The organism is Paraplanobispora siamensis (assembly GCF_016863175.1).
GTDB classification, from domain to species: Bacteria; Actinomycetota; Actinomycetes; order Streptosporangiales; family Streptosporangiaceae; genus Planobispora; species Planobispora siamensis.
Genome location: NZ_BOOJ01000008.1, coordinates 159868 through 176385, shown reverse-complemented (window position 1 = coordinate 176385; position 16518 = coordinate 159868). Strand labels below are relative to the sequence as shown.

14 protein-coding genes and 1 pseudogene are annotated in these 16518 nt (G+C 71.1%); 4 read left to right on the top strand and 11 right to left on the bottom strand.

Annotation, left to right across the window (positions count from 1 at the left end; genetic code table 11):
• Positions 1-92: 92 nt before the first annotated feature.
• From Psi01_RS03660 to Psi01_RS03640, 5 genes are all read right to left on the bottom strand, one after another.
• Positions 93-758, bottom strand: a complete 666-nt coding sequence (locus Psi01_RS03660) for a hypothetical protein (RefSeq protein WP_204062480.1) — start codon at positions 756-758, stop codon at positions 93-95.
• Between the two features lie 421 nt (positions 759-1179).
• Entirely contained in the window at positions 1180-2580 is a 1401-nt protein-coding gene (locus tag Psi01_RS03655) for an MFS transporter (protein ID WP_204062479.1), read from the bottom strand.
• Positions 2577-3605 carry a zinc metalloprotease gene (locus Psi01_RS03650; RefSeq protein WP_204062478.1) on the bottom strand — a complete coding sequence of 343 codons (1029 nt, stop codon included), beginning with the start codon at positions 3603-3605 and terminating at the stop codon, positions 2577-2579. The genes Psi01_RS03655 and Psi01_RS03650 overlap by 4 nt, the downstream gene beginning before the upstream one ends.
• 95 nt (positions 3606-3700) lie before the next feature.
• Positions 3701-3952: a DUF3039 domain-containing protein gene (locus Psi01_RS03645; protein WP_203875618.1), complete on the bottom strand. Its 252-nt coding sequence runs from the start codon at positions 3950-3952 to the stop codon at positions 3701-3703.
• Positions 3953-4025: 73 nt separating this feature from the next.
• A complete protein-coding gene (locus tag Psi01_RS03640; RefSeq protein ID WP_204062477.1) occupies positions 4026-5612 on the bottom strand; it encodes a DHA2 family efflux MFS transporter permease subunit in 1587 nt (528 codons plus the stop codon).
• 153 nt (positions 5613-5765) lie between these two features.
• Between Psi01_RS03640 and Psi01_RS03635 the strand changes: the two genes are divergently transcribed.
• From Psi01_RS03635 to Psi01_RS03625, 3 genes and pseudogenes are all read left to right on the top strand, one after another.
• The gene (locus tag Psi01_RS03635; RefSeq protein ID WP_204062476.1) at positions 5766-6389 is read left to right on the top strand and encodes a TetR family transcriptional regulator; all 624 of its coding nucleotides are present in this window, start codon (positions 5766-5768) and stop codon (positions 6387-6389) included.
• 233 nt (positions 6390-6622) lie between these two features.
• Positions 6623-7705 (top strand): annotated as a pseudogene (locus Psi01_RS44380) (IS630 family transposase).
• 184 nt (positions 7706-7889) lie between these two features.
• On the top strand, positions 7890-8462 hold the full coding sequence (locus tag Psi01_RS03625) for an ArsR/SmtB family transcription factor (protein WP_204062475.1): 573 nt from the start codon (positions 7890-7892) through the stop codon (positions 8460-8462).
• Positions 8463-8662: 200 nt separating this feature from the next.
• Here Psi01_RS03625 and Psi01_RS03620 read toward each other — a convergent pair whose 3' ends face one another.
• From Psi01_RS03620 to Psi01_RS03595, 6 genes are all read right to left on the bottom strand, one after another.
• A complete protein-coding gene (locus Psi01_RS03620; RefSeq protein WP_204062474.1) occupies positions 8663-9241 on the bottom strand; it encodes a YqgE/AlgH family protein in 579 nt (192 codons plus the stop codon).
• Between the two features lie 118 nt (positions 9242-9359).
• Positions 9360-10772 (bottom strand): NAD-dependent malic enzyme, encoded by a 1413-nt coding sequence (locus tag Psi01_RS03615; protein WP_203875622.1) that lies wholly within the window; start codon positions 10770-10772, stop codon positions 9360-9362.
• Positions 10773-10854: 82 nt separating this feature from the next.
• Entirely contained in the window at positions 10855-11484 is a 630-nt protein-coding gene (locus tag Psi01_RS03610; protein WP_204062473.1) for a cytidylate kinase-like family protein, read from the bottom strand.
• A gap of 72 nt (positions 11485-11556) precedes the next feature.
• The gene (locus tag Psi01_RS03605; protein WP_204062472.1) at positions 11557-12483 is read right to left on the bottom strand and encodes a tetratricopeptide repeat protein; all 927 of its coding nucleotides are present in this window, start codon (positions 12481-12483) and stop codon (positions 11557-11559) included.
• A gap of 67 nt (positions 12484-12550) precedes the next feature.
• Positions 12551-14218, bottom strand: a complete 1668-nt coding sequence (icmA, locus tag Psi01_RS03600) for a coenzyme B12-dependent isobutyryl-CoA mutase large subunit (RefSeq protein WP_204062471.1) — start codon at positions 14216-14218, stop codon at positions 12551-12553.
• A gap of 97 nt (positions 14219-14315) precedes the next feature.
• The gene (locus Psi01_RS03595; protein WP_204062470.1) at positions 14316-14849 is read right to left on the bottom strand and encodes a MarR family winged helix-turn-helix transcriptional regulator; all 534 of its coding nucleotides are present in this window, start codon (positions 14847-14849) and stop codon (positions 14316-14318) included.
• Between the two features lie 300 nt (positions 14850-15149).
• Between Psi01_RS03595 and Psi01_RS03590 the strand changes: the two genes are divergently transcribed.
• Positions 15150-16502 (top strand): hypothetical protein, encoded by a 1353-nt coding sequence (locus Psi01_RS03590; protein ID WP_204062469.1) that lies wholly within the window; start codon positions 15150-15152, stop codon positions 16500-16502.
• Positions 16503-16518: the final 16 nt, after the last annotated feature.

Here is a 16518-nt window from a genome sequence, read left to right as displayed (position 1 = left end):
ATCTCCTCGTGCTAATGGGACCCCGGGTCCCGTACGTCCACACCCGCCGTGCCCCGTCGCGGACGCCCGCGGGCCCGTACGGCGGGCCGCCGTCACGCCGGTCGCAGGCCCGCGACCACCGCGTCGATCGCGGCGCGGGCCCCCGGATCGTCGGGCTTGGCCACCGCGAGCAGCACCAGCGGAGGCCCGGAGGGCCCGGTGAGGACCACCACCCGCAGGTAGGCGGGGAGGTTCACCACGTCGCGGTACTGCGCCCGCAGGGCGCGGCTGTGCCCGGTCCACCCGCCGACGGTGATCGCCTCGTCCTCCTCGACCTTCACCTCGTCGCCGTGGAGCAGCAGCTTGCTGTACAGGTCGGCGAGCTCGGTCGCGGCCCTGCGCGCGTCGGTGACCGGCTCACCCGGCCCGGCCAGCACCGTCACGGTCCGGCCGTCCCCGGCGGCCGAGGTGAAGCCCGTGACCGGGGGCGAGGCCGCCCTGCTCCACCCGGCGGGCAGCGGGTAGCCGGCGCCCGCGGCCCGGTCGGTCACCCGGACGGGTTCGGCGGAGGACGGGGAGCGCACCACCAGGAAGGCGACTGCGGCGACCGCTCCGGCGCAGATCACCAGGACGAGCAGGCCGATGAGGGGGCGGTGCAGGCGTCGCGGGATCCCGTGCCGGGGCGGCGCGACGGGCGCGCCGTACAGGCGGGCCGAGGGGGGCAGGTCCTCCTCCGGCTCGCCGAGGGCCTCGGGCGAGCGGGCGGGCCCCGGCCGCACCGGGCTCCACCCCGGCCTCGGGAAAGGCCGCGCCCGGGTCCGCTCTCCCGGCCCCGTGATCTCGTCCGCCTCGGAGCCGCCTCTCCAGAGCGCGGGATCCTCCGCGCTCTCAGCGAAACCACCCCTCCGGGCCGCCGGTCTCTCCGCACCCTCCGCGGAGCCGCCCCGCTGAAGCGCCGGACCACCCGCCCGGGCCGCCGGGTCCTCCGCGCCCTCGGCGGAGGCGTCCGCCGGCGTCACCGGGCCGTACGGCCGCGCCCGGCGGGGGCGGCGGGGCCGCTGCGGGGGCTCCTGTGGCGGTCGCATCCGGTGGGGCGGTTCGTCCACGCGGCCCTCCTCCCGGTGAACGCGGCTCTCCCGTCCTACCATGCCTCCCGGCCGGCGGTCCGGCCATAGGTGATCACCGGTATGGCACGGCGGATCAGGCGGTGTCGCGCATGCGCCCGGCGACGACCACGCCGAGCGCCCCGATCGCCGCGGTCATGGCGACGATCGACAGGAAACCGGTGCCGATGTCGTCGTGGCCGATCAGGTTGACCAGCACGCCGCCGAAGCCGATGGTCAGCGAGCTGCCCAGGGTGTCGACGACCTGCAGGGCCGCGGAGTTCGCGCCCTGCTCGGCGTCGGGCGACTGGCGCATCGTGGTGAGGCTCACGCTGGACATGCCGACGCCCATGCCCAGTCCGGCGAGTATCCAGGCGGGGGCCATGATCCAGCCGGTCAGCCCGGGGACCATGGCGAGCGCGGTCAGCAGGATGCCCCCGGTGACCGCGGCCGCGCCGAACCGCACCAGCTTGGGCCGGTCCCATTCGCGGTGGGCCTGCAGGTAGGAGCCGCTGCTCCAGCCGATGGCGCCGACGGTGAGGGCGATCCCGGCCTCGGTGAGGGTGAAGCCGAACTCCTTCTGGAGCACCAGCGGGATGAAGGAGTTGACCCCGAAGAAGGCCGCGGACAGGACGCCGCGCATCATCACCGTGGTGGGCAGCCCGCGGCCGAACCTGAGCGCCCTGCGCGGCAGCAGGCGGGGCAGCCCGACGGCCAGGGCGAGCAGACCCGCCGCGGACAGGACGCCGCCCCGCACCGGGGCGCTGTGCAGCTGGTCGGCCCCGTAGAGCAGCACCCCGGCGCCGACGGCCGTCCCCAGCGCGGCCAGGGTCATCGGCAGCGGCCTGGAGCGGGGCCCGGTGGCGGGGGCGGGCGCCCCTTCACGGCCCGGGCCGCCGCCGCCGCGCAGCGCGGGCAGCAGCATCACCAGGGCGGGGATGACCAGCGGGATGATCCCGTAGAAGACCCAGCGCCAGCCGACCGTCTGGGCGACGAACCCGCCGATGCCGGGACCCACCAGGGCGGGCAGCACCCAGGCCGCCGAGAGTCCGGCGAAGATCTTGGGCCTGGCGGCGGGGGCGTAGACCCGCGCGATCATGACGTAGATCGCGACGACGGCGAACCCGCCGCCCAGCCCCTGCACGGCGCGGGCGACGATGAACACCTCCTTGGAGGAGGCGGCGCCCGCCAGGAACATGCCCACCACGAACAGGGCCACGCCGACCAGGAACGGTGTCGGGTGCCCCCGCCGGTCGGACCAGAGCCCGGCGGCCACGTTGGCGAACAGTCCGGCGATCAGGAACGCCGAGAAGCTCATGCCGTACAGGTTGAGCGCGTTGAGCTCGGCGGAGGCCGCGGGCATGATCGCGCCGATGGACATGCCCTCGAAGGCGATCAACGTGACGACGAGCAGGATCCCGAGCGATGCCGTCCGGTATTCCGGGCCGAAGATCCGAGGGGGTTGGTATGGAGCGTCAATCGTCTTCGGTGCTGTCACCTGTCAAGAGTAATGTCCGTTCCCGCCTCGCGGTACGCGGCCCAGGCCTCTCGCATCCGGACCGCCTGGCCTGCGGTGAACTCCGACATGCAGGCGTCGTGGGAGTAGTCCATGAAGTTGTGCACCGGGTCCGTGCCCTCCTGCGGGCAGGTGTCCTTGCCCTCCGGGCAGCCGTCGGTGGGATGCGCCTCGGGGGGTGTGTCGGCGATCGCGTCCCCCGGCTCCCGGCAGCCGTTCTCGAAGGTGTGCAGCAGCCCGAGCCAGTGGCCGATCTCGTGGACTCCGGTGAACCCCCGGTCGAAGTCGCGCAGCGACCCGCCGGGCAGGCTGCGCCAGTCGACGACCACGCCGTCGAGCTGGGGCTCGTCGGCGTACCAGTGCGGGTAGGTGGAGTAGCCGAGCACCATCCGGCCCAGCTGGGCGATGTAGAGGTTGAGCGTCTCCGCGCCGCCCCTGCGCATGCGCTTGATCGACCGCTCGTAGGAGAGCGGGTCGTGGAACCAGGCCGGGCTGTCGGTCCTGGTCAGGCCGTCGAGCCGGAACCGGATGCCGGTGTCGGACCCGCCGAGCCGGCCGGCGTAGGCGTCGTTGAGCACGGCCATCTGGTCGTGCACCGCGTTGTCGGGCGCGCCCCGGGGCCCGTCGGTGATCACGTGCACCCAGGTCGGGACGGTGACCGGCTCCCCGGTGAGCCTGGCCGCCCGCGGGCGGCGCGCCTCCAGGTCGGCGATCATCTCGGCGACCTGCGCCCGCCCGGGGGCGTACGGCTCGGCGTCGCGTCCCGGGGACCGCGGGTTCACGACCCGGGCGGCGGCCGCGCACGGATCCGCCTCCTGGCGCGCCGGGCCGGGCTGCAAAAGCGCCGGGACGAGGGACGCCGGAGAGGCGGAGAGCCGGGCCGGGAACTCAGTGGTCGCCAGGGGTGCTGAACCGGCGGCCACATGGACCGGCGGGCCGGTGCTCACCGGGGCGAGACCCGCCGTCAGCAGGCACGCCGAAGCGACGGCGATCGCGCGCGAAAACATGACTCCCCCGATAAGCCATCCGGCCTGGCCGGATGCCGCCTTTCAGCGACATCTCGACCGTAGCCGCACGGGGCGCGATCACCGGTGAGCAACACTCACTGATTGTCGCCGTCGTCGCCCTTGGGAAGCCCTTCGTAGATCTCCTTGCACTCGGGGCAGACCGGGAACTTCTGCGGATCCCGGTTCGGCACCCAGACCTTGCCGCAGAGCGCGCGCACCGGGATGCCGCTGAGCGCGCTCTCCATGATCTTGTTCTTCTCGACGTAGTGCGCGAACCGCTCGTGGTCGCCGTCACCGTGCGACAGGTCCGGCCTGACGTCGCTCTCTGGAAGGATCTTCGTGCTCACCCTGTCGATTTTATGCCCGCGCCGTCCCGGCGTCCGCGAGAGGGCGCCAGGGGACGGCGGGGACGCCGGAGGGTCAGCCCATGTGGACGGGGGCGCCCTCGGTCTTGCGGCCGGCCTTGACGACCAGCGCGAGCAGCGCGGCGAGCACCGCGACGCCCGTGCTGACCTGGAAGCCGAGGTGCATGCCGTCCAGGAAGGAGGAGTTCACCACACCGGTGATGGCCTGGGCCACCGCCTCGGGCGTGCCGGGCTGGACGGGTGCCTCGGCGAAGGAGGCGGCCTGCGCGAGCCCCTCCATCTGCGCCGGGGACGGCGCCGGGAGCCCGGTCGCGCTCCAGTAGCCGGGCAGCACGTCGCTCACCTTGCCGGCCACGATCGCGCCGAGCACCGCGGTGCCCAGCGAGCCGCCGACCTGCATGGCCGACTGCTGCATGCCGCCCGCGACGCCGCTGAGCTCCTCGGGGGCGTTGCCCACGATGATCTCGGTGGCGCCGACCATGACCGGCGAGAGGCCGAAGGCCAGCAGCACGAACGGGACCGCGCTGGCCGCGTAGCCGTCCTCCAGTCCCAGCCGGGACAGCAGGAACATCGCCACGGAGGTGATCAGCATGCCCGCCACGATCGGGATCTTCGGGCCGAACCTGCTGATGGCGGCGCCCGCGAGCGGCGAGGCGACGATCATGCCCGCGCTCATCGGGAGCATCCGGACGCCCGCCTCCAGCGGCGAGAGGTTGTGCACGCCCTGGAAGTAGAAGGTGAGGAAGAACATCGCGCCGAACATCGAGAACGCGGTCAGCACCATCAGCACGGTGCCGACCGAGACCGACAGGCTGCCGAACAGGCTGAGCGGGACCAGCGGCTCGGCCGCCCTGCCCTGCCACCAGACGAACGCCGCGCCGAGCAGCAGGGTCCCGGCCAGGAAGGCGAGCGTCTTGGCGTCGCCCCAGCCGTACTCCGGAGCCTTGATGATCGCCCAGACCAGGCAGAACATCGCGCCCGACAGCAGCACCACGCCGAGCCAGTCGACCTTGGACAGCGACTCGGCCCTGCTCTCCTTGATGACGAGGAGGGCGACGATCAGCGCGACGATGCCGACCGGGACGTTGATGAAGAACACCGACTGCCAGTCGCCGGTCTTCTCGTCCACCAGCAGACCGCCGAGGAGGGGGCCGGCCGCGCTGGACAGGCCGATCGTGGCGCCCCAGACGCCGATCGCCATGTTGAGCTTCTCGGCCGGGAAGGCCGCGCGGAGCAGGGCGAGGGCGGCGGGCTGCAGCAACGCGCCGAACAGGCCCTGGAGCACGCGGAAGGCGATCAGCATGCCGATGGAGTCGCTCAGGCCGATCGCGAGCGAGGTGAGCGCGAACCCGGCGATGCCGACGACGAAGACCCTCTTGTGGCCGAACAGGTCACCGAGCTTGCCGGCGGTGATCAGGAACACGGCGAGCGCCAGCAGGTAGCCGCTGGTCACCCACTGCAGGCCGGCGAGGGACGCCTTGAGGTCGGCGCCGATCACCGGGTTGGCGATGGCCACGACCGTGCCGTCGAGCATCACCATCATCACGCCGAGCGAGACCGCCAGCAGAGTGAGCCAGGGATGGCCCTGCCTGGATGCCGCGCCCCCGTCCGGTGGCGGCGCCACCGTCTTGGCCTGTGCCATGGAAGAGTCCCCCTCTGTAGCTGCGGATACATCCCATGTTGGGACGTCATCGAGGTAATTTATGGCAGCCACTGACAGATGACAAATCATTTCATGAGGCACAAAATGACTTATGGCAGACTGTGAACTCTACGTTGCGAGGAGGTGACAGTCATGAGCCAGCCGGGGCTGCGTGAGCGCAAGAAGGAGAAGACACGGCTGGCACTGATCGACGCCGCCCTCGACCTGTTCCTGGCTCAGGGCTACGAGGCCACCACCGTCGACCAGATCGCGGCCGCCGTCGAGGTCTCGCCACGCACGTTCTTCCGCTACTTCGCGACCAAGGAGGACGTCGCGCTCTCCCTCCCCGTCGACGGGCAGGAGGTGATGCTGAGGGAACTGGCCGCCCGTCCCGCCGAGGAGCCGCCCTTCGTCGCCCTGGGCCACGCCATGCGCGCGGTCGTCGCCGAGCTGCAGAACGGAGACCAGACCGAGACCAGGAGGTTCCTCAAGGCCCGCGAGCTGATCGAGAGCACCCCCGCGCTCTTCGCCGGGAGCGTCAGCCGGATGATGGAGAACGAGCGGCGGCTGATCGCCGAGATCGCCCGCCGGGAGGGCTGCTCCCCCGACGACCTGCTCCCCCACTTCGTCGTCTCGCTGTTCACCAGCGTGGCGCGCGTCGGCTTCGAGTCCTGCCACCCCCGCACCGTCGAGGACCTGCCGGCCTTCGCCGAACGACTGGAACAGATCCTCGCCCTGGCGGAACGATCGCTGCGCCCCGGCTGGGACCGTGTTTGATGGCGACGCTGTGTTTGATGGCGACGCTGCGCGTCGCAGGCTCGGGGGCTCCTCGATCCGGCTCCCGCCCTCGTCACGTCCTCGCTTCGCTGCGGGCGTTCCTCGGTTGGTTCACCGGCGCCCCCTCGCGGGTCCCTAGTGCTGTGACCGGAAACGATCACCGGGTTGGCGCGTAGGACGCTCCTGCCAGTTGGATGGTGCTGATCACGTTCGATCGGCACTCGGGAGGCCAGGTGACGCAACCGGTCAAGGTCCGCGGGCTCACGGACCAAGAAGGACAGAAGCTGCAGCGCATCGTGCGGCACGGCACGATGAGCACGGTGCGCTATCGGCGGGCGGCAACACCGTGCCGGTCATCGCGCGCCTGGTGCAGGCCGATGAAGACACCGTGCGCGATGTGATTCACCGCTTCAACGAGATTGGGCTGGCCTGCCTGGACCCTCAGTGGGCGGGAGGCCGTCCCCGCCTGCTGAGTCCTGACGACGAAGACTTCGTCGCGGCGACGGCCACCACCCGACCTGCCAAGCTCGGCCAGCCCTTCACCCGCTGGTCCATCCGCAGACTTCTCGCCTACCTGCACTGCCTGCCTGGCCGCAGCCTCACCCTGGGCCGGGAGGCGCTGTGCACCCTGCCGGCCCGGCACGGCATCACCTTCCAGCCCACCGAGACCTGGAAAGACTCACCCGACCCGGACTTCGACACCAAGCTGGATACGATCGAGTACGCCCTGACCCAGCGGCCCGAGCGCACCTTCGCCTCCGGGTGAGTTCGGGCCGCTCGGCGTCCGGCCCACCGCCGGCTCGGGCTGGGCCCCGCAAGGCGAGCCCGACCGGCTGCCGGCCACCTATCACCGCACCCATGGCGTGAGGTACTTCCACGGCTGCTACTCCGTCGGCGATGACCTGCTGTGGGGCGTCAACCACCGGCGCAAGGGCAGCGACCGCACCTGGGCCGCCCTGAAGTCGATGCGCGCCGCCCGGCCGGACGGCGCCCCGATCTACGTGATCGGAGACAACCTGTCGGCGCACAAGAACCGGCGCATCCGCACCTGGGGCAAGAAACACAAGGTCATGCTGCTGTTCACGCCGGCCTACGCCTCCTGGGCCAATCCGATCGAGGCCCACTTCGGACCCTTACGCCAGTTCACCTTGGCCAACTCCGACCATCCCAACCACACCGTCCAGAGCCGGGCCCTGCACGCCTACCTGCGCTGGCGCAACACCCACGCCCGCCACCCCGACGTACTGGCCGCCCAACGCCGCGAACGCGCCCGCGTCCGAAGCGAGAAAGGCGTCCGCTGGGGCGGCCGCCCCTGACTCCCGCAGCCTGAAACCTGTTACCTGACTCAGTGATCGTTTCCGGTCACAGCACTAGCTGAGCCCCGGCGGCTTGATCCGGCATATGGGCAACGGACCGGAGCACCTTCTCGCCAAGGCCTTGCCATGCCCACGTCAGCTATCTACGTTATTTCGTAAATATGGAGAAGCGTAGGAGAGTGTGATGAGCGAGGACAGATTCGCCGAACTCGAGCGCCGGATCGCTCACCTGGAGGGCCGGGTCGACACCCTTGGCCCGCCGCGACGCCCTCTGGAGTCGCCGGCCCTCACCACTGCAGCCACCAGCATGCTTCGCCAGGCGAAGGAGGAGGACAAGCTCGGGACGGTGGGCTACGTCGGAGCCGCACGGCTGGCCGGCGGCGAGAGTCTCTGGGACAGGCAGCATTCTCTCGCCGAGTTGCTGTCGGCGGATTGGGCACCGGTGGCCGACATCCTGGAGTCCCTGGGCAGCCAGCCTCGGTTGGCGCTGCTCGCCGCGCTCGTACGACAGGGCCGGTGCACCACCACCGACCTCCAAGGGTCCCTCGGCGGAGACGGTGAGCAGACCACGAGTGGCCAGCTCTATCACCACCTGCGCGCGCTGCAGAGCGCCAAACTGATCACGCAGCGGCGGCGCGGCGCGTACGAGTTGGCACCTCAGGCCATGATTCAGGTCCTCACCATCCTCGCCGCCGCATTCGACCTGGCCAACGACCCCCCGCTCGGCCCACAAACCGATCTCCCCACTCCGGAATGACCAAGCGGGCAAAACGTAGAGGCGAGATCCAGCACATCTCATTGCCGTGATGGACGTCCTGCAGTTGTGCAGCCTGCGGACCTTGACCGGTGCGTCACCTGGCCTCCCGAGTGCCGATCGAACGTGATCAGCACCATCCAACTGGCAGGAGCGTCCTACGCGCCAACCCGGTGATCGTTTCCGGTCACAGCACTAGGCGGTCAGTTCATGGAGGGGTCGTCGGGGCAGGTCGCCACGTAGGCCAGTTCGCCGGGCTGGCGGCGGAGCACGGCGCGCCACAGGGTGCCGGGGTCGTCGTGGAAGGTGTCGCCGGCCTCGGCGTCCACCACGTACCAGGCCCCCTCGCCGATCTCGGCCTCCAGCTGGCCCGCGGTCCATCCCGCGTAGCCGGCGAAGATCCGCATCTGGGCGATCTCACCGGCCAGGATCTCCGGCGGGGCGTCGAGGTCGACGGTGCCGAGCCGGGACACCGCGGCGGTGCCCGTGTGCAGGCGCCGCCAGCCCAGCGGCTCCTGACCGCTCGGCACGGCGGCCAGCGCCAGGGCGCTGTCGGTCTGGACGGGCCCGCCCTGGAACAGCACGGGCGGGCCGGTGACGAGAGAGTCCCAGGTGGGGAGCACCTGGGTCACCGAGATGTCGCTCGGCCGGTTGAGCACCACCCCGAGGGTTCCCCCCTCGATGTCATGCTCCAGGATCAGGATCACACTGCGCCGGAAGTTGGGGTCGTCGAGCTTCGGGGTCGCCACCAGCAGACCGCCGACATAGATCGCCTCCGCCATTCCTCCATCATGAAGGGTGCGGCCCGCGTTTCGCCGCCCCACCCCCCATCTCACACATCGAACTTCCGCGTTATGCCACCTTTTTCACACGAAATCCCGCACCAAACGGCCGGTACGGCTACGCCTCGGTCATGCCGGTGCGCGCCCGGCCCCCGGCGGACTCGCGTACGGCCGCCGCGACGGCGCCCGCCACGTCGGGGTGGAACACGCTGGGGATGATGTAGTTCGGGCCGAGCTCCTCGTCGGTCACCACGGCGGCCAGCGCGCGGGCGGCGGCCAGCAGCATCTCCTGGTTGACCACGCTCGCCTGGGCGTCGAGCAGGCCGCGGAAGACCCCGGGGAAGGCCAGGACGTTGTTGATCTGGTTGGGGTAGTCCGACCGGCCCGTGGCGACCACGGCGGCGTGCTCGCGGGCGTCGTCGGGCGAGACCTCGGGCTCCGGGTTGGCCAGCGCGAAGACCACGGCGTTCTCGGCCATCGTGGCGATGTCGTCGCCGTTGAGGATGCCGGGTGCGGAGACCCCGATGAACACGTCGGCGCCCTTGACCGCGCCGCGCAGGTCGCCGGAGTAGCCCTCGACGTTGGTGTGGTCGGCGATCCACCGGAGCGAGTCGTCCAGGTCGTCGCGCCCCCGGTGCACGGCGCCCAGATAGTCGCAGACGATCACGTTGCGCGCGCCGGCGGCGAGCAGCAGGCGCAGCACGGCCGTACCCGCCGCGCCCGCGCCGGCCAGGGTGATGCGCACCCCCGACAGCTCCTTGCCGACCACCCGCAGCGCGTTGGTCAGCGCGGCGAGCACGCAGATCGCGGTGCCGTGCTGGTCGTCGTGGAAGACGGGGATGTCCAGCAGCTCGCGCAGCCTGCGCTCCACCTCGAAACAGCGCGGCGCCGAGATGTCCTCCAGGTTGATGCCGCCGAAACCCGGGGCGATGCAACGGACGATCTCCACGATTTTGTCGACGTCCTGGGTGTCCAGGCAGATCGGCCAGGCGTCGATGTCGGCGAACCTCTTGAAGAGGGCGGCCTTGCCCTCCATGACGGGCAGCGCGGCGGACGGGCCGATGTTGCCCAGGCCGAGCACGGCCGAGCCGTCGGTGACCACGGCGACGCTGTTGCGCTTGATCGTCAGACGGCGGGCGTCCTCGGGATTGCGGGCGATCGCCATGGAGACCCGGGCGACGCCGGGCGTGTAGGCCATGGAGAGCTCGTCACGGTTGCGCAGCGGCACCTTCGACTTCATCTCGATCTTGCCGCCGAGGTGCATGAGGAAGGTCCGGTCGGACACCTTGTGGATGACGACGCCCTCGACGACGTCGAGCTTGTCGACGATGGCCTGGGCGTGGTCGGTGTCGCGCGCGGCGCAGGTGACGTCGATGCGCAGGGTCTCGTGACCGGCGGTGGTCACGTCGAGAGCGGTGACCACACCCCCGGCGGACTCTACGGCGTGGGTGAGCTGGCTGACCGCCTTGCCTCCCGCCGGCACCTCCAGGCGCACGGTGATGGAGTACGACACGCTAGGGACTGTGGCCACAGCCAATCCGCTCCTTTGCGACTGACCTGGTTCGGGGTCCCTCCATCGTGCCACTCCCCCGGTGGTGCGCGCGCCGGGGTGGTCAGCCCAGAGCCGTCGAAGCGGTCACGATCAGCTCCACACAGGTGCTCACCGGGATGGTCGTGCTGTCCAGGACCAGGTGGTACAGCTCCGGAGAAGCCGGATCGGCACGGTAGAAGTGGCGGACGTAGGCCGTGCGCGCCCGGTCGTTGTCCTCCACCAGCCTGCGCGCCTCACGCTCGCTCACCCCGGCCAGGGCGGCCGTCTGCAGGATCCGCCGCCGCTGCGGGGCGTCCAGCCGTACGTGCAGCGCCCCCGGATGGGCGGCCAGGACCAGCGCCCCGGCCCGGCCGAGGATCACACCGCCCTGCTCCGCGGCGACCTTCCTGATCACCGCCTCGGTGTGGGAGACGAAGTCCTCCGGGGGCGGAGGCATCGCCCCCGGCAGATAGACGTCCACACCGCCGAACGTGGCCGTCGGGAGCCGTACGGCCCCCGACAGCAGCCAGCCGAGCCCGTGCTCGGAACGGTCGTCGTGGGCGAGGGCCTCCTCCAGCGTGCAGCCGAGCTCTTCGGCCACCGCGCCGGGGATGGCCCGGTCCACGAACGGCACGCCCAGGCGATCGGCCACCGCCGGGCCGATCACGCTTCCGGCGGTGCCGTACGTCGCGGAGATGGTGACGACCCGCATGCTCCGTTTATGCCCGCGCGAGGGTGTCCGTACGACTTTTCCGGCCGTCCGGATCGGGGAATCCCCCGCGGCTCAGAACAGCGCGGAGGCCAGGTTCCTGCGCGCCCTGGCGACGGACGGGTCTTCCGCCGGAAGGGTGTCGAACAGGCCGAGCAGGTGCACCCTCGCCTTGTTGCGGTCGTCGCCCGCGGTCCGGCGCACGACCGCGACGAGCCGGTCGAAGGCGGCGTCGACGTCGCCGGAGAGCAGCTCGAAGTCCGCGGCCAGAAGCTGGGCGTCGATGTCCGCCGGATCGCCCAGGCGGCGCTCCAGCTCGGCCGGATCGACGTCCTGGGTCCGCCGGATCAGCCCGAGCCCGGCCAGGCCCAGCTTGGCGTCGGCGTTGTTCGGGGAACGGGTCAGCAGCCGCTCGTAGGCCGCCGTGGCCGCGTCGAGGTCACCGGCGTCGATGGCGCGCTCGGCCTCGATGATCTCCGGGTCGGCCGGGGGCTCCTGCGGCCCGGCGCCGGGCGCCTCGCCGGCCGGCGGGAGGTACTGCGCCAGGGCCTCCAGGAGCTGCGACAGCCAGTCCCGCAGCTGCGCCTCGGTGGCGATCCCGGGGACCACCGCCACCGGCTGGCCCTGGAAGATGGCGTAGAGCGCGGGCACGTTCTGCACCCGCAGGACCTGGGCGATCTGCTGGCTGGTCTCGACGTCCACCCGCGCCAGCGTCCATCGGCCCGCGTTCTCCGCGGCCAGCTTCTCCAGCAGGAGGCTGTACTGCCTGGCCTGCTCGGCACGGGTGACGGTGAGTTCCAGCAGCACCAGGCTGTTCATGGAGCGTTCGACGACCTCGGTCGCGAAGCTCGCGTCGTCGACATCGATGACCGGCGCCGGAACGCCCCCGCTCTCCTGCGCCGCGGCCTCCCGCCGCGCCTGCGCGTCCAGCGCCTGCTTGCGCGCGCCGAGATCCACGGCACCGTAAAGCGATCCGGGTCGAGTGAAGTCCGCTGGGCTCATGACTCAATCCTGCCGCATCTCTGCCCATGGCCGCGCTGTGTCCGATTGCGACGCGTCAGCGTCGCAATCAGAAGCGCGCGGGTTCGGTGTAGACACCCCACACGTCGCGGAGGGCGTCGCAGATCTCGCCCAGGGTGGCCTCGGCGCGCACCGCGTCGAGCATGGTGGGGATCAGGTTGCCCTCGCCCCTGGCGACCTGGACCATCGCGGCCAGGGAGGCGTCCACGGCCGCCTGGTCGCGGGCCGTGCGGCGGTCGGCCAGGACGCGGTTCTGCTCGCGCTCGACCTCGTGGCTCACCCGCAGGATCTCCAGGGGCTCCTCGGCGGAGGCCGTGTGGCAGTTCACCCCGACGATCTTCTTCTCGCCCTTCTCCAGCTTGCGCTGGTAGTCGAAGGCGGCCTCGGCGATCTCGGACATGAACCAGCCGTCCTCGATGCCGCGCAGGATGCCGGAGGTCATCGAGCCGTCGGAGCCCATGTCCCGGATCTTTGCGAAGATCGCCTCGGCCTCCGCCTCGATGCGGTCGGTGAGGGCCTCGACGTACCAGGATCCGCCGAGCGGGTCGGCGACGTTGACGACCTCGGTCTCCTCCATGATCACCTGCTGGGTGCGCAGCGCGATCTCGGCGGCCTTCTGCGTGGGCAGCGCGAGGACCTCGTCCAGGGCGTTGGTGTGCAGCGAATTGGTCCCGCCCAGCACGGCCGCCAGCGCCTCGATCGCGGTGCGGACCACGTTGTTGTACGGCTGCTGCGCGGTGAGCGAGACCCCGGCCGTCTGGGTGTGGAAGCGCAGCCACTGGGCCTTGTCGGTCTTGGCCCCGTAGACCTCGCGCATCCACCGGGCCCAGATCCGCCGGGCCGCGCGGAACTTGGCGATCTCCTCGAAGAAGTCGATGTGCGCGTCGAAGAAGAATGACAGCCCGGGGGCGAAGACGTCGACGTCGAGGCCGCGGGACAGGCCCAGCTCGACGTACCCGAACCCGTCGGCCAGGGTGAAGGCCAGCTCCTGCGCGGCCGTGGAGCCCGCCTCGCGGATGTGGTAGCCGGAGACGCTGAGCGGCTTGTAGGCGGGGATCTCGGCGGCGCAGAACTCCATCAGGTCGCCGATCAGCCGCAGGTGCGGCTCGGGGGCGAACAGCCACTCCTTCTGCGCGATGTACTCCTTGAAGATGTCGGTCTGGAGCGTGCCGTTGAGCCGGCCGACCGGCACCCCCTGGCGCTCGGCGGCCACGACGTACATGCAGAAGATCGGAACGGCCGGGCCGCTGATCGTCATGGAGGTCGTGATGTCGCCCAGCGGGATGCCGTCGAACAGCAGGTCCATGTCCAGCGCGGAGTCGATCGCCACCCCGCAGTGCCCGACCTCGCCGAGGGAACGCGGGTCGTCGGAGTCGCGGCCCATCAGGGTCGGCATGTCGAAGGCCACGCTCAGCCCGCCGCCGCCGGCGGCCAGGATCATCTTGTAGCGCTCGTTGGTCTGGCGGGCGTTGCCGAACCCGGCGAACTGCCGGATGGTCCAGGCCTTGCCCCGGTAGCCGGTGGGGTGCAGGCCCCGGGTGAAGGGGTACTCACCCGGCCAGCCGATGCGCTCGAAGCGCGGGTCGTCCCCGGAGGGACCGTAGACCGGTTCCACCTCCAGGCCGGAGAGCGTCCGGAACTCGGAATCGCGCTTGGCTGCCTTGTCGAACCGCGCCTGCCAGCGTGCCCGCCCCGCCTTGATCTCCTCGGCGTTCATCGCCCACCCCTTCGTCCGGCTTGTGGCCTCGGAAAAATACTAGGACGTCCTAGTAATTCTTCGCCAGAGGTCGCCGCGGGCAGTTCCCTGCCCGGTTTCAGCCCTCGAAGTCCCCTGCCGCCACCCGGAGCGTCCTGAGCAGGCCGAACATCTGCCGCAGTTCGTCCTCGCCGTACATCGTCATCGCGAATCCGGCGCCCATCAGCGCCTCGGTCGCCCGGTCCACGACCTCCCGGCCGCCGTCGGTGATCTCCGCCAGCACCCCGCGGCCGTCCTTGGGGTTGCGCATCCGGCGCACCAGCCCGGCACGCTCCAGCCGGTCGACGGTGTTGGTGACGCTCGTCGGGTGCACCATCAGCCGCTCGCCGATCTTGGAGAGCGGCAACGCTCCCGTCTTGCTGAAGGTCAGCAAAACCAGTGCCTCGTACCTGGCAAAGGTCAAGTCATGCGGTTTCAGTAGCGTGTCCAGTTGCGACAACAGGATCTGGTGCGCTCTCATGATCGAGGTGACCGCGGCCATGGCCGACGACGGCCCGAAGCGAGCACGCCACGTGTCCGCGGCGCGTTCGATGGGGTCGAACGGCAAGTTCAGCTGACCGGTAGCCACAGGGCTACCGTAGCGCGGCCTCATCCCGGTCCATCCACATACGTACGGCAATCGGATCGATGGCTTCGCCAAGAAGCAGGGCATCAAACGTCACACTCAGTTATGGTTCCCACATCGAATGGTGAGGCCGCGGCCAAGTGGCGCGGGCTCAGCCCGGCCTGCGGGGGAAGCGGGCCGGGCCGGACGCCCGGAGGGCCGGCTCCGCACATTCACGGCACGGGGGGTGCTTGATGAACGACATTACGAAGGCGTTCGGACGCCATACCGATCGTGGCTCGGCCGTCGGCCAGATCGACGCGGCGTGGGTCCGGCCCACGCTCCACGGTGCGTGAGCACAGGGGCGTTTCACGCGAGGAACTCCAGCAGAGCGCACTGGTGGCGGTCGCCGTCCTGCTCGTGCTGGGCGTGGCCGCGGCGTGGAGCGTCCTCATTCCCGGTGTCAGCGCGTGGGAGAACATCATCGTCGCGCTCATCGGCTCGCTCCGGCTCACCGGGCCGGTCGCCGCGGCCTTCGCCGCCTGGGTGGCGGTCCGCAGGCGGCGCGGGAACGGCAACCGCTCGCTGACCGCCTGGCAGGCGGTGCGCGCGCCGCTGGCGATCCTGGTCGTGGTCACCGGTTCCTTCACCGCGACCGTGCTGGTCCTGGCGGTCAGGACGATCCTCACCGAGCAGGCGGGGCGGCTGCTGCCCAGCGGCCTGGTCATGAGCGTGGCCGGGCTGGCGCTGTACGTCACCATCGGATGGATCACCGGCTGGCTGATCCCGTGGACGATCACTCCGGTGCTGGCCGGGCTCGGCTGCTACGGGCTGTTCACCTGGCTCGCCGGCGGATCGACGTGGACCGACCGGCTGGTGCCCGCCACACGGGAGCCGTACGACATCTTCCAGGGCCTGAGCTCGGCGGCCTTCACCGACCAGACGCTGTGGCTGCTCGGGGTCAGCGCCGCGCTGCTGCTGGGCTGGGCCGCGGTCGTCACCCGCCAGGCGCTCGTGCTGGCCGCGGCGCTGCTGGCGGTCCTGGCCGCCGGGGCGGGCGTCACCCGGCTGCTCACCGAGCCGCGGCCCGTCGCGGCGGAGCGGGTGGTCTACAGCTGCCAGGAGTGGCCGATCATGGTCTGCGTGCACCCGGGCATGCGCACCGGCCTGGACGAGCTCGGCTCCGCCTTCACCAAGATCGCCTCTCGGCTGGCGGGGACCCCGGGCGAGTTCTCCCGGGTCGAGCAGCGGCCCCGGCACGACGACGCCGCCCTCGCGCCGGGCGCGGTCCCGGTCCATGTGGACGATCTGGCCGCCGGGTTCGCCGACCGGGCGGCCGACGAGTTCGTGGAGAACCTCGCCGGCGCCTGTGAGAACCGCGTGGCCGACGGCTACCGCGACATCGTGGTCGCCTGGCTGCGCGGCGAGCCGCTGCCCGGCGGCCCGCTCTCCGAGCACCAGTACGCCGCGGCGTGGTTCTCCGGCCTGACCGAGGTGCAGCGGCGCGGCTGGCTGCGGATGCACTACTCCGACTTCGCCGCGTGCCGCCTGCGCAGCGCGCACTTCGGCGGCCACGCGGCCCAGGCGATCCAGATGGAGCCCTCGCGTCCGCCGGAGGCCGGCCGGCGTCCGGAGCGCGGGATCCCGGAGGGCGCCGCGGCCCCGGGCGGGATGGTGGACCGAGGAGTGCCGGGGAACTGACAAGATCGGCACAGGG